Source organism: Enterobacter cloacae complex sp. IR5401, from assembly GCF_049238425.1.
Taxonomy (GTDB): Bacteria; Pseudomonadota; Gammaproteobacteria; order Enterobacterales; family Enterobacteriaceae; genus Enterobacter; species Enterobacter hormaechei_C.
Genome location: NZ_JBMKHN010000001.1, coordinates 249,628 through 270,553 on the forward strand (window position 1 = coordinate 249,628; position 20,926 = coordinate 270,553).

19 protein-coding genes are annotated in these 20,926 nt (G+C 60.2%); 11 read left to right on the top strand and 8 right to left on the bottom strand.

The window, feature by feature from the left end:
• Nucleotides 1-6 precede the first annotated feature (6 nt).
• Genes menD through menE form a run of 5 tightly spaced genes read left to right on the top strand, consistent with a single transcriptional unit; the run spans nucleotide 7 to nucleotide 5,627 of the window.
• On the top strand, nucleotides 7-1,677 hold the full coding sequence (menD, locus tag ACOTX1_RS01175; RefSeq protein WP_023314582.1) for a 2-succinyl-5-enolpyruvyl-6-hydroxy-3-cyclohexene-1-carboxylic-acid synthase: 1,671 nt from the start codon (nucleotides 7-9) through the stop codon (nucleotides 1,675-1,677).
• Nucleotides 1,674-2,450 carry a 2-succinyl-6-hydroxy-2,4-cyclohexadiene-1-carboxylate synthase gene (gene menH / locus ACOTX1_RS01180; RefSeq protein WP_023314581.1) on the top strand — a complete coding sequence of 259 codons (777 nt, stop codon included), beginning with the start codon at nucleotides 1,674-1,676 and terminating at the stop codon, nucleotides 2,448-2,450. The genes menD and menH overlap by 4 nt, the downstream gene beginning before the upstream one ends.
• On the top strand, nucleotides 2,447-3,304 hold the full coding sequence (gene menB / locus ACOTX1_RS01185; protein ID WP_023314580.1) for a 1,4-dihydroxy-2-naphthoyl-CoA synthase: 858 nt from the start codon (nucleotides 2,447-2,449) through the stop codon (nucleotides 3,302-3,304). Before menH ends, menB begins: the two co-directional genes overlap by 4 nt.
• Nucleotides 3,304-4,269: an o-succinylbenzoate synthase gene (gene menC / locus ACOTX1_RS01190; RefSeq protein ID WP_023314579.1), complete on the top strand. Its 966-nt coding sequence runs from the start codon at nucleotides 3,304-3,306 to the stop codon at nucleotides 4,267-4,269. The genes menB and menC overlap by 1 nt, the downstream gene beginning before the upstream one ends.
• Entirely contained in the window at nucleotides 4,266-5,627 is a 1,362-nt protein-coding gene (gene menE / locus ACOTX1_RS01195) for an o-succinylbenzoate--CoA ligase (protein WP_023314578.1), read from the top strand. Before menC ends, menE begins: the two co-directional genes overlap by 4 nt.
• Here menE and ACOTX1_RS01200 read toward each other — a convergent pair whose 3' ends face one another.
• The 3 genes from ACOTX1_RS01200 to ACOTX1_RS01210 are packed head-to-tail and all read right to left on the bottom strand — an operon-like array spanning nucleotide 5,628 to nucleotide 8,577.
• Nucleotides 5,628-7,142, bottom strand: coding sequence for a tripartite tricarboxylate transporter permease (locus ACOTX1_RS01200; protein ID WP_023314577.1), 1,515 nt, complete (start codon nucleotides 7,140-7,142; stop codon nucleotides 5,628-5,630). It abuts the gene before it with no gap.
• A gap of 11 nt (nucleotides 7,143-7,153) precedes the next feature.
• Nucleotides 7,154-7,585 carry a tripartite tricarboxylate transporter TctB family protein gene (locus ACOTX1_RS01205; RefSeq protein ID WP_003859443.1) on the bottom strand — a complete coding sequence of 144 codons (432 nt, stop codon included), beginning with the start codon at nucleotides 7,583-7,585 and terminating at the stop codon, nucleotides 7,154-7,156.
• An 11-nt stretch (nucleotides 7,586-7,596) separates the two neighbouring features.
• A complete protein-coding gene (locus ACOTX1_RS01210; RefSeq protein ID WP_023314576.1) occupies nucleotides 7,597-8,577 on the bottom strand; it encodes a Bug family tripartite tricarboxylate transporter substrate binding protein in 981 nt (326 codons plus the stop codon).
• Between the two features lie 152 nt (nucleotides 8,578-8,729).
• Here ACOTX1_RS01210 and tctD point away from each other — a divergent pair, with 152 nt between their 5' ends.
• The 4 genes from tctD to ACOTX1_RS01230 all read left to right on the top strand — a co-directional run bounded on the left by tctD (nucleotide 8,730) and on the right by ACOTX1_RS01230 (nucleotide 12,766).
• A complete protein-coding gene (gene tctD, locus ACOTX1_RS01215) occupies nucleotides 8,730-9,404 on the top strand; it encodes a transcriptional regulator TctD (protein ID WP_023314575.1) in 675 nt (224 codons plus the stop codon).
• Nucleotides 9,391-10,800: a sensor histidine kinase gene (locus ACOTX1_RS01220; RefSeq protein ID WP_194303417.1), complete on the top strand. Its 1,410-nt coding sequence runs from the start codon at nucleotides 9,391-9,393 to the stop codon at nucleotides 10,798-10,800. Before tctD ends, ACOTX1_RS01220 begins: the two co-directional genes overlap by 14 nt.
• Nucleotides 10,801-10,929: 129 nt before the next feature.
• Nucleotides 10,930-11,472: a YfaZ family outer membrane protein gene (locus ACOTX1_RS01225; RefSeq protein ID WP_003859436.1), complete on the top strand. Its 543-nt coding sequence runs from the start codon at nucleotides 10,930-10,932 to the stop codon at nucleotides 11,470-11,472.
• A gap of 94 nt (nucleotides 11,473-11,566) precedes the next feature.
• Nucleotides 11,567-12,766, top strand: coding sequence for a nicotinamide mononucleotide deamidase-related protein YfaY (locus ACOTX1_RS01230; RefSeq protein WP_023314573.1), 1,200 nt, complete (start codon nucleotides 11,567-11,569; stop codon nucleotides 12,764-12,766).
• A gap of 31 nt (nucleotides 12,767-12,797) precedes the next feature.
• Here ACOTX1_RS01230 and glpC read toward each other — a convergent pair whose 3' ends face one another.
• Genes glpC through glpA form a run of 3 tightly spaced genes read right to left on the bottom strand, consistent with a single transcriptional unit; the run spans nucleotide 12,798 to nucleotide 16,820 of the window.
• Nucleotides 12,798-13,988 carry an anaerobic glycerol-3-phosphate dehydrogenase subunit GlpC gene (gene glpC, locus ACOTX1_RS01235; RefSeq protein ID WP_023314572.1) on the bottom strand — a complete coding sequence of 397 codons (1,191 nt, stop codon included), beginning with the start codon at nucleotides 13,986-13,988 and terminating at the stop codon, nucleotides 12,798-12,800.
• Nucleotides 13,985-15,202, bottom strand: a complete 1,218-nt coding sequence (gene glpB / locus ACOTX1_RS01240; protein ID WP_023314571.1) for a glycerol-3-phosphate dehydrogenase subunit GlpB — start codon at nucleotides 15,200-15,202, stop codon at nucleotides 13,985-13,987. The genes glpC and glpB overlap by 4 nt, the downstream gene beginning before the upstream one ends.
• Nucleotides 15,192-16,820 (bottom strand): anaerobic glycerol-3-phosphate dehydrogenase subunit A, encoded by a 1,629-nt coding sequence (glpA, locus tag ACOTX1_RS01245; protein WP_421766813.1) that lies wholly within the window; start codon nucleotides 16,818-16,820, stop codon nucleotides 15,192-15,194. Before glpA ends, glpB begins: the two co-directional genes overlap by 11 nt.
• Before the next feature lie 250 nt (nucleotides 16,821-17,070).
• On the opposite strand from glpA, the gene glpT reads away from it, so the two are divergent.
• Nucleotides 17,071-18,423, top strand: coding sequence for a glycerol-3-phosphate transporter (gene glpT / locus ACOTX1_RS01250; protein WP_003859423.1), 1,353 nt, complete (start codon nucleotides 17,071-17,073; stop codon nucleotides 18,421-18,423).
• Between the two features lie 11 nt (nucleotides 18,424-18,434).
• A complete protein-coding gene (gene glpQ, locus ACOTX1_RS01255; RefSeq protein WP_023314569.1) occupies nucleotides 18,435-19,487 on the top strand; it encodes a glycerophosphodiester phosphodiesterase in 1,053 nt (350 codons plus the stop codon).
• Between the two features lie 23 nt (nucleotides 19,488-19,510).
• Here glpQ and yfaE read toward each other — a convergent pair whose 3' ends face one another.
• A complete protein-coding gene (yfaE, locus tag ACOTX1_RS01260) occupies nucleotides 19,511-19,765 on the bottom strand; it encodes a class I ribonucleotide reductase maintenance protein YfaE (protein WP_023314568.1) in 255 nt (84 codons plus the stop codon).
• On the bottom strand, nucleotides 19,765-20,895 hold the full coding sequence (gene nrdB / locus ACOTX1_RS01265) for a class Ia ribonucleoside-diphosphate reductase subunit beta (RefSeq protein ID WP_023314567.1): 1,131 nt from the start codon (nucleotides 20,893-20,895) through the stop codon (nucleotides 19,765-19,767). Before nrdB ends, yfaE begins: the two co-directional genes overlap by 1 nt.
• Nucleotides 20,896-20,926 lie beyond the last annotated feature (31 nt).

Consider the following 20,926-nt stretch of genomic DNA (forward strand, 5'->3'; position numbering starts at 1 on the left):
AATCTCATGTCAGTAAGTTCTTTTAACCGACGCTGGGCGGCGGTGATCCTTGAAGCCCTGACCCGTCATGGTGTCAGGCATGTGTGTATTGCCCCGGGCTCTCGCTCCACGCCGCTCACCCTTGCTGCCGCGGAAAACCGGGCTTTTATTCACCACACCCATTTTGATGAGCGTGGTCTGGGCCATCTGGCGCTCGGGCTGGCGAAAGTCAGTAAAGCGCCCGTGGCGGTGATCGTCACCTCCGGCACGGCGGTGGCGAACCTCTATCCGGCGCTGATAGAAGCGGGATTAACCGGCGAAAAGCTGATTTTACTCACCGCCGACCGTCCCCCGGAACTTATCGACTGCGGCGCTAACCAGGCGATTCGTCAGCCTGGCATTTTTGCCTCGCATCCTTCACAGACGGTCTCGTTGCCGCGCCCCACCCAGGACATTCCCGCCAGCTGGCTGGTCTCAACCCTCGACCACGCCATGAACGCACTGCGCAGCGGCGGGCTACACATTAACTGCCCGTTTGCCGAGCCGCTGTACGGTGAAATGAACGATACTGGCCTCGTCTGGCAACAGCAGCTGGGAGACTGGTGGGAGAGCGAAAAAACCTGGCTGCGCGAGCAGACGCATCTGGAAAGCGCTAAACAGCGCGACTGGTTCTTCTGGCGTCAGAAGCGCGGCGTGGTGATAGCCGGGCGGATGAGTGCGGCGGAAGGTAAGCTTGCGGCGGAGTGGGCACAAACGCTTGGCTGGCCGCTGATTGGTGACGTGCTTTCCCAGACGGGCCAGCCGCTGCCCTGCGCCGACCTCTGGCTGGGGAACGCGAAAGCGGTCACCGAGCTGGCGCAGGCGCAGATTGTCGTCCAGCTGGGATCGAGCCTGACGGGGAAGCGTCTGCTCCAGTGGCAGGCCACCTGTACGCCTGAAGAGTACTGGCTGGTGGACCCGCTCGAAGGACGCCTTGACCCGGCGCACCATCGTGGCCGCCGCCTGGTGAGCGATATTAACAGCTGGCTGGAATTGCATCCGGCGGAAAAACGCAAACCCTGGGCGGTGGAGATCCCGGCGCTGTCACGTCAGGCGTGGGAACTCACCAAAGCGCAGTGCGAGGCGTTCAGTGAAGCCGGGCTGGCGCACCGTATCCGCAAATATCTTCCCGAGCAGGGACAACTTTTTGTCGGTAACAGCCTGGTGGTGCGCCTGATTGACGCCTTTTCGCAGCTGCCGGCGGGTTATCCGGTGTACAGCAACCGGGGCGCGAGCGGCATTGACGGCCTGATCTCCACCGCCGCTGGCGTACAGAGGGCCAGCGCGAAATCCACGCTGGCGATTGTGGGGGATCTCTCAGCCCTCTACGATCTCAACGCGCTGGCGCTCCTGCGTCAGGCGTCGGCCCCGTTCGTGCTGATTATTGTGAACAATAACGGCGGGCAGATTTTCTCGTTGCTGCCGACGCCGCAAAGCGAGCGTGAGCGCTTCTATCTGATGCCGCAAAACGTGCAGTTCGAACACGCCGCCGCCATGTTCAGCCTGAAGTACCATCGCCCGGAAAACTGGGACGCGCTGGAGACGGCGCTGAACACCGCCTGGCGGCAGCCTGGCGCGACGCTCATTGAGCTGGTGGTAAACGATGCTGACGGCGCGCAGAAGCTGCAACATCTGCTTGCGCAGGTGAGTCACCTGTGATCCTCGCAGGCGTCTCCCAGCCAGGAAAACCAGGCTACCCCTGGCTGGTTTTCCTACACGGTTTTTCCGGCGACTGTCGCGAGTGGCAGGCTGTCGGGGCGTCGCTGCATGACTACCCCCGGCTCTACATTGACCTGCCCGGGCACGGTGGTTCAGCGGATACGGGCGTGACGGGGTTTGCAGAGGTAAGTGAATTGCTCTCGCATACCCTTGTTAGTTACAACATACTAAGATACTGGCTCGTGGGGTACTCCCTCGGCGGCCGCATTGCGATGTTCCATGCCTGCCAGCATCCTGCGGGGTTAGACGGGGTGATTGTGGAAGGTGGACACCCGGGCCTGCAAGACGCCGATGCGCGCCAGGCCCGGCTGATCTCTGACCGCCGCTGGGCGTCACGGTTTCGCAGTGAGCCGCTGGAGGCCGTCTTTGCCGACTGGTATCAACAGCCGGTCTTTGCCTCACTTACGGATGATCAGCGCAGGGCGCTGATCGCGCTGCGCAGCCGGAACAACGGCCCGAGGCTGGCAGAGATGCTGGAAGCCACCTCGCTTGCCGTTCAGCCTGATTTACGTCCCGCGCTCACCGCGCGTGATTTTTCTTTTGACTATCTCTATGGCGAACGTGACGGGAAGTTTGCAGCTATCGCCGCTGAACTTAACGCCACGCGTCATGCTATCCCTCACGCCGGACACAACGCCCACCGGGACAACCCGGAAGCTGTTGCCGCGAGTCTGGCTCAGATACTGCGTTATCGAACAAAGGACACGCTATGATCTATCCTGATGAACACATGCTTTACGCGCCGGTTGAATGGCAGGACTGCTCCGAAGGCTACACCGACATTCGTTACCACAAATCCGCCGATGGTATCGCCAAAATCACCATCAACCGTCCACAGGTGCGCAACGCGTTTCGTCCGTTGACCGTAAAAGAGATGATCCAGGCGCTGGCGGATGCCCGCTATGACGACACTGTCGGCGTCATCATCCTCACCGGGGAAGGGGAGAAAGCCTTCTGCTCCGGCGGCGATCAGAAAGTCCGCGGTGACTACGGCGGATACCAGGATGATGCGGGCACGCACCACCTGAACGTGCTGGATTTCCAGCGCCAGATCCGCACCTGTCCAAAACCGGTGGTCGCGATGGTGGCAGGGTATTCCATCGGCGGCGGTCACGTGCTGCACATGATGTGTGACCTGACGATCGCGGCGGAAAATGCCATTTTCGGTCAGACTGGCCCGAAAGTCGGCTCTTTCGACGGCGGCTGGGGCGCGTCCTATATGGCGCGCATTGTCGGCCAGAAAAAAGCCCGCGAAATCTGGTTCCTGTGCCGTCAGTACAATGCGCAGGAAGCGCTGGATATGGGGCTGGTTAACACCGTGGTGCCGATCGCCGATCTGGAAAAAGAGACCGTGCGCTGGTGTCGCGAAATGCTGCAAAACAGCCCAATGGCGCTGCGCTGCCTGAAAGCGGCCCTCAACGCCGACTGTGACGGTCAGGCGGGCCTTCAGGAGCTGGCAGGTAACGCCACCATGCTGTTCTATATGACCGAAGAGGGTCAGGAAGGGCGCAACGCGTTCAACGAAAAACGCCAGCCAGACTTCAGCAAATACAAACGGAACCCGTAATGCGTCGCGTGCAGGTTTACCGCTGGCAGATACCGATGGACGCGGGCGTGGTGCTGCGTGAACGGCGGTTAAAAACCCGTGACGGCTTTTTCGTGCACCTCCGGGAGGGCGAGCGGGAAGGGTGGGGCGAGATAGCCCCACTTCCGGGCTTTAGCCTGGAAACGCTCGACGAGGCGCAGGCCGCGCTGATGGCCTGGACGCACGCCTGGCGCGAGGGAGAAGATCCGGCGCTGCCGGACGTTCCTTCCGTCGCGTTCGGCATCAGCTGCGCGCTGGCAGAGCTGGACGGCAGTTTGCCGGAGGCGGCGAACTATCGCGCCGCGCCGCTCTGTACTGGCGATCCGGATGAACTTTTCGCGCTCCTTTCCGCGATGCCTGGCGAGAAGGTGGCGAAAATAAAGGTCGGCCTGTACGAAGCGGTGCGCGACGGGATGGTGGTTAATCTGTTACTGGAAGCCATTCCCGATCTGCACCTGCGCCTGGACGCCAACCGCGCCTGGACACCGCTCAGGGCGCAGCAGTTTGCGAAGTACGTCAACCCGGCGTACCGCAACCGCATCGCGTTTCTCGAAGAGCCGTGCAAAACGCGCGACGACTCTCGCGCCTTCGCCCGGGAAACCGGCATCGCCATTGCCTGGGATGAGAGCCTGCGCGAAGCCGATTTCGCGTTTGCCGCCGAGCCGGGCGTCAGGGCCGTGGTGATTAAGCCAACGCTGACCGGCAGCCTCGACAAGGTGCGCGAGCAGGTTGCGGCGGCCCATGCCGCAGGGCTGACGGCGGTGATCAGTTCATCCATCGAATCCAGCCTCGGCCTGACGCAGCTGGCGCGCATCGCTGCATGGTTAACGCCGGACACCGTTCCCGGTCTCGATACGCTAAACCTGATGCAGGCCCAGCTGATTCGCCAGTGGCCTGGCAGCACCTTGCCGTGCCTCGACGTCGGGGCGCTGGAGCCATTGCGATGAGTTTTACCGACTGGCCGTGGCGGCACTGGCGCACCCGGCGTGCCGATAAACCCGCGCTGCGTTTAGACGATGTAACGCTCAGTTGGACTCAGCTGGGCAAGCGTATCGATCGTCTGGCAGCCGGTTTTCAGTCTCAGGGCGTTGCTGACGGTGACGGCGTCATGCTGCTCGCCCACAACCACCCGCAGACCCTGCTGGCCTGGCTGGCGCTGCTTCAGTGCGGCGCCCGCATTTTGCCGGTGAACCCTCAGCTTCCCCGTCCGCTGCTGGACGTCCTCCTGCCGCAGATGACCCTGCGTTTTGCGCTGGTGCTTAACGGTGAGTATGACGGTCTGCCCGCGCTGGCATTAAGAGAGGGCGAGGGGCAGGGGGGCGTGACGTGGCGGGCAGAACGACTGGCCTCAATGACGCTCACCTCCGGCTCCACCGGTTTGCCAAAAGCGGCGGTGCACACCTGTGCCGCCCACCTTGCCAGCGCAAAAGGGGTGCTGGCGCTGATGCCTTACGGCGATAGCGACGACTGGCTGCTCTCTCTGCCGCTGTTTCACGTCTCCGGTCAGGGGATTTTGTGGCGCTGGTTACAGGGCGGAGGCCGTCTCACCGTACGCGTAAAACAGCCGCTTGAGCAGGCGCTACAGGGCTGTACCCATGCCTCGCTGGTGCCAACGCAGCTGTGGCGACTGCTTAATTCACACCATCCCGTCGCGCTGAAAGCCGTGTTGCTCGGCGGGGCGGAAATCCCCGTTGCGCTGACCGAACAGGCGCGCGAGCAGGGGATCCGTACATTCTGCGGCTACGGTCTGACCGAGTTCGCCTCCACCGTCTGCGCCAAAGAGGCCGACGGCGCGCCGGACGTGGGCAGCGCGCTGCCGGGCAGAGACGTTCAGGTGGTAAACGGTGAAGTCTGGATCCGGGCGGAAAGCATGGCGGCAGGCTACTGGCGAGACGGCGCATTATTGCCGCTGGTCAATGCGCAGGGCTGGTTCGCCACCCGGGATCGCGGCGAGTGGCATGACGGGCGCCTGACCATTCTGGGCCGAATGGACAATCTCTTTTTCAGCGGCGGAGAAGGGATCCAGCCGGAAGCGCTGGAGCGCGTTATCGCCACGCATCCGCAGGTAAGCCAGGCGTTTGTCGTTCCGCTGGATGATGCCGAGTACGGGCAACGCCCGGTGGCGGTGGTGGAATGCGAGCCGGGCACGGATATCACGCTGCTGCCGGAGTGGGTTCAGGGCAGGCTGGCGCGCTTTGAGCAGCCGGTACACTGGCTGGCGCTGCCGTCAGAACTGAAAAATGGCGGGATTAAAATCTCCCGCCAGGCGTTAAAGCAGTGGGTCAATGCCCTGTTGAGGGGCTAATCAGCCGATATCCGGCTGCGGTTTGTGCTGGCGTCGGCGGATCCAGCGCAGCACCGGCGGCACGACAATCACCATAATCGCCATTGCCAGCAGGATCTTCGTTACGTTGCTCTCCCACAGGATCCCCATGTTGCCGTTGCTGATGGAGAGGGCGCGGCGCAGGTTCTGCTCCAGCATTTCCCCCAGCACAAACCCTAAAATCAGCGGCGACATCGGGAAGTGCATCTTGCGCAGAATGTAGCCCAGCACGCCGAGCAGCACCATCAACACCAGGTCGAAGGTGGTGCTGTGCACCGCGTACACCCCAACCGCAGAGACGGCGGCGATGGCCGGGACCAGGAACCACAGGGGAATGGTCAGCATGCGGGTGAACAGGCCGATCAGCGGGATGTTCATTACCAGCAGCATCACGTTGGCGATCAGCAGGGCGGCAATCAAACCCCAGACGATATCGGGCTGCTCGGTAAACATCGCCGGACCCGGGGTGATGTTATAGAGCGTCAGCGCGCCCATCATTACCGCCGTGGTGCCGGAGCCCGGCACGCCGAGGGTCAGCATCGGGATAAACGAGCCGCAGGCCGAGGCGTTATTCGCCGCCTCCGGCGCCGCCACGCCGCGGATATCGCCTTTGCCGAAGCTGTCGCTGTTGCCGCTCAGCTTTTTCTCGGTCATGTAGGTGATGGCGCTGGCGATAGTCGCCCCCGCGCCGGGCAGAATGCCGACGAAGAAACCGATCACCGACGAACGCAGGGTGGCACCCACACACTGCGCCCCCTCTTTGGCATTAAAGAGCATACGTCCGGTTTTACGCACCAGCGTCTGCCCGCTGCTGGTATGTTCCAGCATCAGTAAGATTTCTGAGACAGAGAACAGACCAATCACCACGACGATAAACTGCACGCCGTCGGAGAGATGAACGCTGTCGAAGGTAAAACGATAAACCCCGGTGTTGGCATCCACGCCGACGGTGGCCAGACTGAGGCCAATCAACGCAGACAAAAACGACTTCAGCGGATTCTGCGCCATCATGCTGCCGAGACAGGCGATAGCGAACACCATCAGGGCAAAATACTCGGCCGGACCAAACGCCAGCGACCACTGGGCCAGCGCCGGGGCGAAGAGGATGATGCCGCCAATGGCGATCAGGGAGCCAAAGAACGAGCTGACGGCGGAAATAGAGAGCGCCACGCCGCCGCGTCCATGCTGCGCCATTGGATAGCCATCCAGCGCGGTCATAATGGCGGCGGCATCGCCGGGCACGTTAAGCAGAATCGAGGAAATACGCCCCCCGTATTCGCAGCCGATATAAACCGTCGCCAGCAGGATCAGCGCCGATTCCGCAGGCAGGTGCAGCGCAAAGGCCAGCGGCAGTAAAATCGCCACGCCGTTGATAGGTCCAAGGCCCGGCAGCAGGCCGACGATGGTCCCGACGAAACAGCCGATCAGGGCGATCACCAGGTTTTCCGGGGTCATCGCTACCGCGAACCCCTGAGAGAGATAGATCCAGGTATCCATAGCGTGCTCCGTTAGTTAAACCATGCGCCAAGCGGCAGGGTCACGTCCAGCAGGCGGTCGAAGGCGTACCAGAGTAAAATGCCCAGTACGACCCCGGAGATCCCCGCCGCAGGCAGCGAGGCGTTAAATAGTATGCCAATCACCATCGTCAGCAGGGCGGTGGCAATCGGGAAGCCGAGCCATTCAAAGCCCCACGCGTACATCAGCAGGACAATCACCATTACCAGCAGACGTTGCAGCGTTCGGCGTGGCGGCCACTCCACGGTATCCGGATGGCGCAGCAGCAGCGCTACCGAGCAGAGCAGCATCAGGCCGACAATGCCGACGGGAAAGGGGCGTGGCCCCACGGGTTCATAGCTGTATTCGCTGTGGATCTGCCAGGCGACGAACATGCCGCCAATGCAGAGCAGCAGCCATATCCCGGCAAAAATGCGATCGCTCATAGCGCCTCCGGTTATTTCGCCAGACCAAAGGCTTTCGCCTGTACGCGGTAGTCATTCACCTGTTTTTTGACATACTCGTCCAGCTGCTTGCCGTTCAGGTTGAACTCAAACAGCCCGCGCAGATCGCGCTGTTTTTTGAACTCCTCGGTTTGCTGAAGTTTTGCGAAGGTATCCACCCACCACTGGTATTCGGCGTCGGTCACTTTTGGCCCGACGAAGAAGCCGCGGATGATCGGCCAGACCAGGTTATAACCCTGCTCTTTGGCGGTTGGGACGTCTGCCAGCTGGCCCGGCAGACGGTTTTCTGAGAAGACCGCCAGCACGCGGATCTTATCCCCGCTCAGGTAGGGCACCATTTCGCTGAGATCGCCCGATACCGCCTGGACGTGATTGCCCATCAGCGCCGTCACCGGCTCGCCGCCGCCTTCAAAGGCCACGTAACGCATCTTGTGCGGATCCACTTTGGCCTGCTGCGCCAGCAGCGCGGCTTTCATCCAGTCCTGGCTGCCAATAGAGGCGCCCGCGCCAATGACCACGCTGTTCGGATCTTTTTCCATGGCGGTAAGCAGATCTTTGAGGGATTTCCACGGAGAGTCCGCGCGCACGGCGATCATGCCGTAATCGGTGCCTACGGTGGCGAGCCAGCGCACGTCATTCACGTCATAACGACCAAATTTCCCCTGCGACAGGTTCAGCAGCGAACCGCCGGAGAAGGCCACCACGGTGCCCGCTTCGGCAGGGCGCTGGGCGACGATGGCGTTATAGGCTACCGCGCCCACGCCGCCGGGCATGTAGGTAACGCGCATCGGTTTCTCAATGGCCTTCGTCTCCAGCAGGCTGACCTGAATCAGCTTACAGGTCAGGTCGAAGCCGCCGCCGGGTTTGGCCGGGGCGATACATTCGGTACGGGATGGCGCGTCCTGCGCCTGGACAACAGAGGCACTCAACAGCAATACGCTTGCAGCAAGGGTAGAAAGTAATTGTTTTTTCATCGTTTATCCTCACGCCGGAGAACCGGGAGTACGGGTACGGGTGTCTTTTTTCTGATTATGTGAACCACCTTGTAGCGGTTCCGTTGCGTGATTGTTAAAACAATAACCTTTCATTTCCCTTTCACTGCGACACCAACTTTACAGGATGTGATATGCGTCTCTTACTGGCGGAAGATAATCGTGAGCTGGCTCACTGGCTGGAAAAAGCGCTGGTACAAAACGGATTTGCCGTGGATTGCGTCAACGATGGACGGGCGGCCGATCATCTTTTGCAGGGAGAAAACTATGTCGTCGCGATCCTTGATATCGGCATGCCCGGTTTCGACGGGCTGGAGGTGGTGCATCGGCTGAGAAAGCGCGGGCAGACGTTGCCCGTGCTGTTTCTTACCGCCCGCAGCAACGTGGCAGACAGGGTTAAGGGGCTGAATGCCGGGGCGGATGACTACCTGCCGAAACCGTTCGAGCTGGAGGAGCTTGATGCCCGCCTGCGTGCGCTGCTGCGCCGCAGTGAAGGGCGAACCCAGGAGCGCCAGCGGCTGGGAGAGCTGGAGTACGATGATGAAGGCTTTTTTCTGCTGCGCGATGAACCCCTTTCCCTCACGCCGCGCGAACTCTCTTTGCTGAAGGTGCTGATGCACCGTCGGACCCGTCCCGTCTCCCGGCAACAGCTTTTCGACCAGGTGTTCAGCCTGAACGACGACGTCAGCCCCGAGAGCATCGATCTCTATATTCACCGTCTGCGTAAGAAGCTGACCGGCAGCGGCGTGCGGATCACCACCCTCCGGGGGCTGGGCTACGTGCTGGAGTGCGGCGATGAAGTGGGTTAAGCCGCAGTCGCTTTACCTGCAACTTTTGCTTTTTCTGGGTTTGCCGCTGCTGCTGTTATGGGGACTGTCAGCCTTTAACAGCTACGTTAGCGCGCTACAGGCGGCGACGCAGGCCTATGACCGCACGCTGTTATCCTCGGCGCGCACGGTGTCAGAGCGGCTGGTGGTGCACAACGGCAAGCTCCAGGTGAACGTGCCGTGGGTCGTGCTCGACAGCTTCGAGCTGAACATGAACGATCGCCTCTACTACAAGGTCGTGGACCCTGACGGGCGGACGATCTCCGGCTATGACGATCTGCCGAATATGCCCCCCTCCACGTCGCGCACCTCCCACTATCCGGCGCTGGCGTGGTTTTATCATACCGAGTATCGCGGGCAGGCGATCCGCGTGGCGAAGCTGCTCCAGCCGGTTAACGAGGAGAGTGTGTTCGGCATGGCGGAAATCTACGTCGCCGAAACGTTGCAGTCGCGGCGCTATCTGGCCACTCAGCTGCTGTTTTCCTCGCTCGTGTCGCAGGGGCTGCTGGTGCTGCTGACGCTGGTCCTGACCGCGTGGCTGCTGCGTCGCGTGCTGCGCCCGATGCGGCAGCTCTCTTCGCTGATGGTGCGCCGTGAGCCCGGGCTACTGGCCCCGCTGCCGGAGCTGCTGCACTGGTCGGAAACGCGGCTGCTGATTGTGGCATTTAACCGCTATATCGACAGGTTACGCGGCGTGCTTTCGCGACAGGCGCGCTTTAATGCTGACGCCTCACACCAGCTCAAAACGCCGCTGGCGGTGCTGAAAACCCAGGTATCGGTTGCCCTGACGCGTAACGATCCGGCCCTGTGGCAGGAGAGCTTACGGGCGATGAACGTCACGCTGGATAACACCATCGTGCTGACAGAAAGGCTGTTGCAGCTTTCAGCGGTGAAGCGAAAAGAGCAGGGGGAGCGACAGTTTGCCCCTGTCGATCTGGTGCAGGTGGTGCAAAACTGCTGCTTTTCCCGGCTGGCGCAGGCGCGCAGCAAGGGTATCGATCTCGGTTATGACGGCGTACAGCAGCCTGTAATGATTGAGGGTGATGACGTGCTGCTGGGTGAACTCTGCGCCAACCTGCTGGAGAACGCGATCAAATACACGCCGGAGCAGGGCATCGTGACGGTGTACCTGCGCACGGCTAACGATGCCGTTGAGCTGAGCGTGGAGGACAGCGGACCGGGTATTGCTGAAGACCAGATCTCCCAGGCCATGCTGCCGTTTCATCGTCTGGAAAACGTGGGTGATGCCGCCGGGTCCGGCATTGGCCTGGCGCTGGCTAACGATATTGCCCGCCTGCACCGCAGCCATCTTCAGCTGATGCCCAGTGAAAATCTGGGTGGGCTGAGCGTGAAAATGCGCTTTCTGATGCTGATATAAATGCCTATATTATCAAATCGTTACAAACTAATTGCCTGCCGCACGCGGAGTCCATTGATCACACAGGCAGGCAGGTTAAAATCTCGCGGTTTTTGGACATCTCTGAATAAATTGTGCGGGATCACGACAATGAAAAAAGTGGCATTAATGGGCTTAAGCGGCCTGATGTTTGTTTCAGCAGCGGCAAACGCAATTTCCTTCAACGGCTCGGCGGGACAAGATTATACCCATCTGGGCTTCGGTCTTGGCACGGACAGCGCAGGCCTGGCAATGACCGGCGGCTGGACGCATAACGACGACGACGGCGATGCGGCAAGCCTGGGCCTCGGCTTCAACGTGCCGTTGGGTCCCTTCCTGGCGACCGTCGGGGGTAAAGGCATTTACACCAACCCGAACGACGGCGACGAAGGCTACGCGGCGGCAGTGGGCGGCGGCTTGCAGTGGAAAATTGGCGACAGCTTTGGCCTGTTCGGTGAGTACTACTACTCCCCGGATTCCCTCTCCAGCGGCATCGACAGCTATCAGGAAGCTAACGCCGGCGCGCGCTGGACCATCATGCGTCCAATCACCATCGAAGCGGGTTATCGCTATCTGAACCTGGCCGGTAAAGACGGCAACCGCGACAACGCCCTGGCAGACGGCCCGTACGTTGGCGTTAGCGCCGGTTTCTAATCCTCTCGGCGCGGCGTTCAGTCGCGCCAGTTTCTCTCTTCCCCCGGTCTTTGATTGCGCTATAGTGTTTTGACCATTGAAATGGGAGAACACAATGATAAACGTGGAAATGTTATCCACTGGCGACGAAGTGCTTCATGGGCAAATCATTGATACCAATGCCGCCTGGCTCGCCGATCTCTTCTTTGAGCAAGGATTACCGTTAACGCGCCGCAACACCGTAGGTGACAACCTTGAGTCGCTGGTCAACGTTCTGCGCGAGCGCAGCGAACGCTGCGACGTGCTGATTGTGAACGGCGGGCTGGGACCTACCAGCGACGATCTCAGCGCGCTGGCCGCCGCCACGGCCAAAGGCGAAGGCCTGGTCCTGCATGAGGCGTGGCTGGCGCAGATGGAGCGCTTTTTCTCCGGGCGTGGCCGCGTGATGGCCCCCAGCAACCGCAAGCAGGCTGAAATTCCCGCCAGCGCGGAACTGATTGATAACCCAGTCGGCACCGCCTGCGGGTTTGCCGTTCAGTTGAACCGCTGCCTGATGTTCTTCACTCCGGGCGTGCCGTCGGAATTTAAAGTGATGGTCGAGCAGCAGATCCTGCCGCGCCTGCGCGCGCGCTTTACGCTGCCTGAACCGCCGCTGTGCCTGCGTCTGACCACCTTTGGTCGCTCGGAAAGCGATCTGGCTCAGAGCCTCGATCACCTGCAACTGCCTCCCGGCGTGTCGATGGGCTATCGCTCCTCCATGCCGATTATTGAACTGAAGCTGACCGGACCGGCGTCAGAGAAAGCCGCTATGCTGGCACTGTGGCCGGAAGTGCGGCGCGTCGCCGGGGAAAGCCTGATTTTCGAAGGCACGAAAGGGCTGCCGGCGCAGATCGCAGCGCATTTGCAGTCCCGCCAGCTGAGCGTGACGTTAAGCGAGCAGTTTACCGGTGGGCTTCTGGCGCTTCAGCTTACCCGGGCGGGTGCGCCGCTGCTGGCCAGTGAAGTGGTGCCGTTCCAGCAGGAGACGCTGGCGCAGACGGCGCGCTGGGCATCCGAGCGCAGAGTGAAGCATTTCGCCGGACTGGCGCTGTTTGTGGGCGGGCTGGATGAGGAGCACCTCAACTTTGCCCTGGCAACGCCGGAAGGAACGCACGCCCTGCGCGTCAGGATGAGCATTACCCGCCACAGCCTGGCCGTACGTCAGGAGGTGTGCGCGATGATGGCGCTGAACATGCTGCGCCGCTGGCTGAACGGGAAAGAGGTCGCCAGTGAGCACGGCTGGATCAATGTCGTGGAATCGCTGTTCGTAGAGTGAGAGTGTGCCGGGGCAGTGTCCCCGGCAACGGTTACGCCAGCGCTTTTGCCAGCAAGGTAATGGGATGTTCACAGCGTTTGCTGGTGGACATCTCGATCTGCCACTTGCAGGTTTCACAGTCCGTCACCACGATATCTGCGCCGCTCTCTTCAATCTGCCGGAACAGCGGCGCGCCAATGGCCTGTGACGTTGGGTAGTTTTCACGCTTGAATCCGTAGGTGCCAGCGATGCCGCAGCAGCGTGAGTCCAGCACCGTCAGCTCCAGCCCCGGGATCAGCCGCAGCAGCTCAAGCGTATAGATCGACCAGCCCATCTTCTCCATATGACATGGCGTGTGATACACCACCTTCAGCGGCAATTTGCCCAGCGGTAACGTCTGCCCGCTGTCCAGCTTGCGCCAGAGAAAACGGGTCGCCAGCTCAATGTGCTCGCGCAGGCCGGTGTTATCCACCTCCAGCAGATGCGGATATTCATCGCGCAGCGTGAAGGTACAGGTTGACGACGTCGCCAGTACCGGTATCCCTTTGTCGACGATCGCCTCACGTAAAGAGGTGACGTTGCTGCTCGCCTGCTTGCGCGCTTTGTCGATGAAACCGTTGGCAATCAGCGGAACGCCGCAGCACTTTTCTTTGCTCAGCAGCTGAACGCCCGTCCCCATGGCGTTCAGCACTTTCAGCAGGTCTTTTCCCAGCTGCGGATGGTTGTAGTTCACGTAGCAGCCGTGGAAGAAGGCGACCTGCTCAGCGAACTGCGCCTGTTCTGCCGCCACGGATTTATACCAGCGGCGGAAGGTGCCGTGAGAATATTTCGGCAGACTGCGGTGATGGTCGATTTTGAGCGTCGCATCCAGCAGTCTGCGCACCGGCTTCAGGGCGGTGGCGGCATTGACGACCGGTGCGAAAGGCGTCGAGAGGCTGCCCATTAGATCGGTGTGGCTCAGTATCGCGTCACGCAGCGTCGGTTTTTGCGTACTGTAGCGGGCGCGGGCGCGCTGGATGATATCGCCTATTTTCACGTCCGACGGGCAGGCAACTTCGCAGCGTTTGCAGTTGATGCAGTATTTCAGCGCCTCGTCGTAGAGCGCGCCATCCTTCAGGCGCAGACGCTCCCCGTCGGGACCGGCCTGTTTCGGGCCGGGATAGCGCGGATCGACGCCGCTGACCGGGCAAACCGTGGTGCAGACCGTGCATTTGATACAGCTTTCAAATCGGGTGTCGTTCATTGTGCTCTCTCCCTGCGCTGGATAATCTGCTCCGCGACATGCAGCGCGGTGACGGCGCAGACGCCGCCACCGCAGCCCTGCGCCACGGGATCGTACCCGCCCAGAACCGAGCCGATGGCGTAAATATTTTCAACCGGTTCCCCGCCCAGCCGCGGGCGCAGTTGGCTGTCGACGATCACGCCGAACTGCTGCCAGGGCTGCGGGGTGAAGAAATCGCTTTGATACCAGTCCGCGCGGGAAGCGCTTTGCCGGACATCCAGCCCGAGTATTGCCTCACGCACGCCATCCCGGCTGCTTAGCAGACCGTTACTGAAGAAACTGCCGCTTGCCAGCACCGTATAGCGTGCGCGAAGCGGGATGTCGCCGTGGTTGCGGGTCCAGATATCGCTTACCGCGCCCTCAACCAGGGTGATTTTTTTCACTTCGTCGCCTGCCATCCAGACGCCACCCTGGGCGACAAACTGATGCTGAAGCTGGGTATGCAGACGAATGCCGGGCACGGAAGGGGGGAGCGTCGGCAGTAAACCGAGCGTACAGGGCAGGCGCGCCGAGAGCCAGCGCCAGAGCCGGTTGTCCGTTAAGCCAAAACAGGCGGGCATAAACAGGGCGTCGCAGGTCTCGCCGAGCGGTTGAAGCGCCGCGTACAGCTGCGGCCAGTAACTTTCATTATCCAGCAGGCGGGCAATGTTCACCGCACGAAACTCGCTGGGGTTTTCGCGCAGCACGTCGAGCTCGGGGAGATCAATCTCCGCTGTATCCACCTGAACCCCCTGCTGTCTGAGAGACGCGGCGGCCAGATGTGGCTGGAAATCAAGGAAACCGCTGATCCCCACCACCCGCACGCGCTCGGCAGCGATGGGAGCGACAGGCACCTCTTCTGGGCTAAGCCAGGCGGCGCGCAGGGTGCCGAGTGGCGTGACGCGCTGATGGTTTTGCTCGGCGTCACCCTGCATGCGTGCGCCGCAGGCAGTGAGCAGGTGTTCGGTTTCGCAGGCAAAGCGGGCCATATTCTCTGCGCCCGTCAGGCGGTAGGGATGTTCAGGCGGCAGATCGGCGAACGATAGCGCGCCCAGTAAATCCAGCGAGCCGGAGGAGAAGTGCAGAGCACTCTGACCGCGAGTGACAATGGCGCAGCGCAGACCCCGCTGCGTCAGTTTGAGGCCGCACAGCAGGCCCGCCAGCCCCCCACCCACAATCACGGTATCAAATTTCATGGTTGTGCTCCTTCTCCAGACCGCAAAGCCCCTGATAGACCCAGCGGGTAAATTCGCTTTCGCGCAGGGCATCGCCCCAGGCGACGGGCTGAATGCCTTTCCAGCGCTCGTTTAAAAAATCGCTGAGTTGGGCAAGCGACTGGGTTGACGTGGTGGCGTGAAAACGTTGCAGCAGCCCGGCGGCACGGCAGGCGCACAGCTCCCCCTGACAGGTGCCCATCCCGACGCGCGTGCGGCGGCGTAAATCGAGCAGGTTGTTTACCGTCAGGTTTTCCACGGCATACAGCACCTCGCCTGCGGTCACGGCTTCGCATTCGCACACCAGGCTGCGGCTGAGTCGCCCTTCACCGAGCCAGGTCGGGGTGCGGTCGCCGTGGCGGTAAATCGCCGAACCGCGAAGCGGGGCAGGGAGTGAAATGATTTTGTGCAGCGTTTTTTCTGTCGATTGCTGCGAGCCGGGCAGGGCCTGTTCCGCCGTCACGCACGGCGCGGTGTTGCCGAGCTTACGGCAGACGGCATCGGTGGCCCACTGGGCCATCAGCCGGTAGGTCATTAGCTTGCCGCCGGTAATGGTGATAAATCCGTCCATGCCGTCACGTTCGGCGTGATCGAGCAGTACGATGCCGCGGCTGACGTTACGCCCGCTCGGATCGTTATCGCTGGCGACGAGGGGACGCACGCCCGCGTAGGCACGCAGAATACGCGTCTGCGCCATCACCGGGGCCAGCTTTTCCCCTTCGCGCAGCAGGATATCCACCTCTTCAGCGGTGACGCGGTTGTAATCAATTTCGCTGTAGTCCACATGCATTGAGGTCGTGCCGATTAACGAAATGGTGTCCCCCGGCACGAGGATATCGGCGTCAGACGGTTTACGGCAGCGGTTGATGACATGGTTATTGATGCGGTGGTCGAGGATCAGCAGCGAGCCTTTCGCCGGGAACATGCGCACCGACAGGTCCGCGTATTCCGCGATGCGCTGGCCCCAGATCCCCGCCGCGTTGACCACGACGGCGACATACAGCTCGCGGTGTTCGTTGTACTGCGCATCAAACACGCGCACTCCGCGCACGGTATTCCCTTCGCGAATAAGCCCGGTGACGTGATGCCCGGTCAGGATCTGGGCGCCATGTTCCCGCGCGTCGAGCATATTGGCGGCGGTCAGGCGGAAAGGATCAACGGTTCCGTCCGGTACTTTTACCGCGCCCAGTAACGCCGGGTTTACCGAGGGTTCAAGACGGCGCGCCTGCGCAGGATCGATCGCCTCGGCCTGAATGCCTGCCGCCGTGCAGGCGGTGATAAAGGTTTGCTGAAAGCCGAGGTCGTCTTCTGGAAGGGTGATAAAAAGACCGTTGGTCGGTTCAACGCAGTGGCGGGCGATGCGCCTGAGGATCTGGTTTTCAGCGATACACTCGCGCGCTGACTCAGCGTCAGTGACCGCATAGCGGGCGCCGCTGTGCAACAGACCGTGGTTACGTCCCGTCGCGCCGGTGGCGATATCGTGGCGTTCCAGAAGCGTGATGCTCAATCCCCGCAGGGCGCAGTCGCGTGCGATGCCGGCACCCGTCGCGCCACCGCCAATGATAATCACATCGCTGAAGCGTGGATCGTGAATTGTCATTGCCTTTCCTCTATGTTCGTTTTTTTGCATTTAGCCACATTGATCGTGTGGTTTGTTTGATTTCGAACATAAACGCGCGAAATTCGAAAGTGAAACGTGATTTCATGCGCTTTTTTGCGCATTCTGTCATATTTCTGTAACAATCTGTGCGTTGATTCACAGTAACATTCACCGTGATTTCTTAACATCGCCGCCTCTGTAGCCGGGCGCGAGATGCCCGGTCATTTTTTGAAAGGCCACGGAGGCTGTTATGCTCAGTATCTTTAAACCTGCGCCACATCGGGCGCGACTGCCAGAGGCAGAGATTGATCCTCTCTACCGCCGTCTGCGTTGGCAAATCTTCCTCGGGATCTTCTTCGGGTATGCGGCGTACTATCTGGTACGTAAAAACTTTGCGCTCGCCATGCCGTACCTGGTGGAGCAGGGCTTCTCTCGCGGCGATCTGGGATTTGCGCTGTCGGGGATCTCCATCGCGTACGGTTTTTCAAAGTTCATTATGGGGTCGGTGTCGGATCGTTCGAATCCGCGCGTGTTCCTGCCCGCCGGTCTGATCCTCGCGGCAGCGGTGATGCTGTTCATGGGCTTTGTGCCGTGGGCGACCTCAAGCATTGCCATCATGTTCGTGCTGCTGTTCCTCTGCGGCTGGTTCCAGGGGATGGGATGGCCGCCATGCGGACGCACCATGGTTCACTGGTGGTCACAGAAAGAGCGTGGTGGAATTGTATCGGTCTGGAACTGTGCGCATAACGTCGGGGGCGGGCTTCCGCCGCTGCTGTTCCTGCTGGGGATGGCCTGGTTCAACGACTGGCATGCCGCGCTCTATATGCCAGCCTTTGGCGCCATTCTGGTGGCGATTATCGCCTTCGCTCTGATGCGCGACACCCCACAGTCCTGCGGCCTGCCGCCGATCGAAGAGTATAAAAACGACTACCCGGATGATTACAGCGAGAAGCACGAAGAAGAGCTGACGGCAAAGCAGATCTTCATGAAGTACGTGCTGCCGAACAAGCTGCTGTGGTACATCGCGGTGGCGAACGTGTTTGTCTACCTGTTGCGTTACGGCATCCTCGACTGGTCCCCGACTTACCTGAAAGAGGTGAAGCACTTCGCGCTGGATAAATCTTCCTGGGCCTATTTCCTGTATGAATACGCGGGCATTCCCGGCACGCTGATCTGCGGCTGGATGTCGGACAAAGTGTTTAAGGGCAACCGTGGGGCAACGGGCGTGTTCTTTATGACGCTGGTGACCATCGCGACGGTCGTTTACTGGCTTAACCCGCCGGGTAATCCGGGTGTGGATATGGCCTGTATGATCGTTATCGGCTTCCTGATTTATGGTCCGGTTATGCTGATCGGCCTGCACGCGCTGGAGCTGGCACCGAAGAAAGCGGCAGGCACGGCTGCGGGCTTTACCGGTCTGTTCGGCTATCTCGGCGGTTCGGTCGCGGCGAGCGCCATTGTGGGCTATACCGTTGACTTCTTCGGCTGGGACGGCGGCTTTATGGTGATGATCGGCGGAAGCGTGCTGGCGGTACTGCTGCTGGTTGTTGTGATGATTGGTGAAAAACGTCACCACGCCGAAGTGCTGGCGCGTCGTCAATAAGGAGCATTGCGATGAAATTAACTCAGTTAGCAACCGGCCTGCTGCTGGCGGGCCTGATGACAGGCTCCGCGCTGGCGGCAGATAAGATCGTGATCGCCCACCGTGGCGCCAGCGGTTATCTGCCGGAGCATACGCTGCCGGCAAAAGCGATGGCCTATGCTCAGGGCGCGGATTATCTGGAGCAGGATTTGGTGATGACGAAGGACGACCAGCTGGTCGTTCTGCATGACCACTATCTTGACCGCGTCACGGACGTGGCGGAGCGTTTCCCGGATCGCGCCCGTAAAGATGGTCGCTACTACGCTATCGACTTCACGCTGGCGGAGATCCGCTCGCTGAAGTTTACCGAGGGCTTCGAGATTGAAAACGGTAAGAAGGTACAGGTCTATCCGGGACGTTTCCCGATGGGCAAGTCTGACTTCCGTATTCACACCTTCGAAGAGGAGATCGAGTTTGTTCAGGGGCTGAACCACTCGACAGGAAAAAATATCGGTATCTACCCGGAAATCAAAGCGCCGTGGTTCCACCATCAGGAAGGAAAGGACATTGCCGCGAAGACGCTGGAGGTACTGAAAAAGTACGGCTACACCAGCAAGCAGGATAAGGTTTTCCTGCAATGTTTCGATGCCGCGGAACTGAAGCGCATCAAAACTGAGCTGGAGCCGAAGATGGGGATGGATCTCAATCTGGTGCAGCTGATTGCCTATACCGACTGGAATGAAACCCAGGAGAAACAGCCGGACGGGAAGTGGATGAATTACAGCTACGACTGGATGTTCAAGCCGGGCGCGATGAAGCAGATTGCGCAGTACGCTGACGGCATCGGGCCGGATTATCACATGCTGGTGGCGGAAGGCTCAACGCCTGGCCACGTGAAGCTGACGGCGATGGTGAAAGAGGCGCACGCCAGCAAGATGCAGGTGCATCCGTACACGGTGCGTGCCGATCAGCTGCCGCCATATGCCACCGATGTGAATCAGCTTTACGAGGTGTTGTATAAGCAGGCGGACGTGGACGGGCTGTTTACGGATTTCCCGGATAAAGCGGTGACGTTCTTAAAATAGAAAAAGGGCCGTAAGGCCCTTTTTTACATCTCGATCTCAATATCGCCTTTTGCCCGGCAGCAGCAGGGCAAAATTTCCCCTTCATTGATAAAGGCCAGCGGTTCGGTCAGCCAGTCCACCTGGCCTGCGACCAGACGGCAGCGGCACGAACCGCAATAGCCTTCACGACACTGGTACTCTACCTCCACCTGATGCGCTTCAAGCGCCACCAGCAGGGAAGGGTGCTCTTCCCGACACAGAACCTCAGTGCCGGAAAGACTTAACGTGACGCGTGACATCAGAGCTGGAAGTCGCTCAGGTCGTCGGTGTTGACTTCAGAATCAATCTGACCGACCAGATAAGAGCTCACTTCCACTTCCTGCGGCGCAACCTGCACGTTATCGGACACCAGCCAGGTATTGATCCACGGAATTGGGTTAGAGCGCGTCTGGAATGGCAGATCGAGACCCACAGCCTGCATGCGGATGTTAGTGATGTACTCCACGTACTGGCACAGAATGTCTTTGTTCAGGCCAATCATGGAGCCGTCGCGGAACAGGTAGTCTGCCCACTCTTTCTCCTGCTGGGCGGCCTGCAAGAACAGGTCGTAGCACTCCTGCTTGCACTCTTCGGCGATTTCCGCCATCTCCGGGTCGTCCGCACCGCTGCGCAGCAGGTTTAGCATATGCTGGGTGCCGGTCAGGTGCAGGGCTTCGTCACGGGCGATCAGACGGATAATTTTGGCGTTACCTTCCATCAGCTTGCGCTCGGCAAACGCGAAGGAGCAGGCGAAGCTCACGTAGAAGCGGATTGCTTCCAGCGCGTTGACGCTCATCAGGCACAGATAGAGCTGCTTTTTCAGGGCGCGCAGGTTTACGGTAACGGTTTTGCCGTTCACGTTATGCGTGCCTTCGCCCAGCAGATGCCAGTAGCTGGTCATCTCGATCAGCTCGTCGTAGTAGTGCGCAATGCCTTCGGCGCGCTTCTGGATCTGTTCGTTGGTGACGATATCGTCAAACACCACCGCCGGATCGTTCACGATGTTGCGGATGATGTGGGTGTAAGAGCGGGAGTGGATCGTCTCGGAGAACGCCCAGGTTTCTACCCAGGTTTCCAGCTCAGGAATCGAGATTAGCGGCAGCAGCGCCACGTTCGGACTACGTCCCTGAATGGAGTCCAGCAGCGTCTGGTACTTCAGGTTGCTGAGGAAGATGTGCTTTTCGTGTTCCGGCAGCGCCTGGAAATCGATACGGTCGCGGGAAACGTCAACTTCTTCCGGACGCCAGAAGAAGGAGAGTTGCTTTTCAATCAGCTTTTCGAAGATGTCATATTTTTGCTGATCGTAGCGTGCCACGTTGACCGGCTGGCCGAAGAACATCGGCTCTTTGAGCTGGTCGTTTTTCGTCTGTGAAAAGGTGGTATATGCCATTGCGGTGAGTCCTGTGGTGTTATTTCCCCTC

What these genes read in the sequence shown, in the direction of transcription:
- ACOTX1_RS01220 (WP_194303417.1), top strand. Translation starts at nt 9,391, where the DNA reads ATGAAGTGGGTTAAGCCGCAGTCGCTTTACCTGCAACTTTTGCTTTTT.
- ACOTX1_RS01200 (WP_023314577.1), bottom strand. Translation starts at nt 7,142, where the DNA reads ATGGATACCTGGATCTATCTCTCTCAGGGGTTCGCGGTAGCGATGACC.
- menB (WP_023314580.1), top strand. Translation starts at nt 2,447, where the DNA reads ATGATCTATCCTGATGAACACATGCTTTACGCGCCGGTTGAATGGCAG.
- ACOTX1_RS01225 (WP_003859436.1), top strand. Translation starts at nt 10,930, where the DNA reads ATGAAAAAAGTGGCATTAATGGGCTTAAGCGGCCTGATGTTTGTTTCA.
- glpC (WP_023314572.1), bottom strand. Translation starts at nt 13,988, where the DNA reads ATGAACGACACCCGATTTGAAAGCTGTATCAAATGCACGGTCTGCACC.
- nrdB (WP_023314567.1), bottom strand. Translation starts at nt 20,895, where the DNA reads ATGGCATATACCACCTTTTCACAGACGAAAAACGACCAGCTCAAAGAG.
- glpA (WP_421766813.1), bottom strand. Translation starts at nt 16,820, where the DNA reads ATGACAATTCACGATCCACGCTTCAGCGATGTGATTATCATTGGCGGT.
- tctD (WP_023314575.1), top strand. Translation starts at nt 8,730, where the DNA reads ATGCGTCTCTTACTGGCGGAAGATAATCGTGAGCTGGCTCACTGGCTG.
- glpT (WP_003859423.1), top strand. Translation starts at nt 17,071, where the DNA reads ATGCTCAGTATCTTTAAACCTGCGCCACATCGGGCGCGACTGCCAGAG.
- yfaE (WP_023314568.1), bottom strand. Translation starts at nt 19,765, where the DNA reads ATGTCACGCGTCACGTTAAGTCTTTCCGGCACTGAGGTTCTGTGTCGG.
- menC (WP_023314579.1), top strand. Translation starts at nt 3,304, where the DNA reads ATGCGTCGCGTGCAGGTTTACCGCTGGCAGATACCGATGGACGCGGGC.
- glpB (WP_023314571.1), bottom strand. Translation starts at nt 15,202, where the DNA reads ATGAAATTTGATACCGTGATTGTGGGTGGGGGGCTGGCGGGCCTGCTG.
- glpQ (WP_023314569.1), top strand. Translation starts at nt 18,435, where the DNA reads ATGAAATTAACTCAGTTAGCAACCGGCCTGCTGCTGGCGGGCCTGATG.
- ACOTX1_RS01210 (WP_023314576.1), bottom strand. Translation starts at nt 8,577, where the DNA reads ATGAAAAAACAATTACTTTCTACCCTTGCTGCAAGCGTATTGCTGTTG.
- menD (WP_023314582.1), top strand. Translation starts at nt 7, where the DNA reads ATGTCAGTAAGTTCTTTTAACCGACGCTGGGCGGCGGTGATCCTTGAA.
- menE (WP_023314578.1), top strand. Translation starts at nt 4,266, where the DNA reads ATGAGTTTTACCGACTGGCCGTGGCGGCACTGGCGCACCCGGCGTGCC.
- ACOTX1_RS01230 (WP_023314573.1), top strand. Translation starts at nt 11,567, where the DNA reads ATGATAAACGTGGAAATGTTATCCACTGGCGACGAAGTGCTTCATGGG.
- ACOTX1_RS01205 (WP_003859443.1), bottom strand. Translation starts at nt 7,585, where the DNA reads ATGAGCGATCGCATTTTTGCCGGGATATGGCTGCTGCTCTGCATTGGC.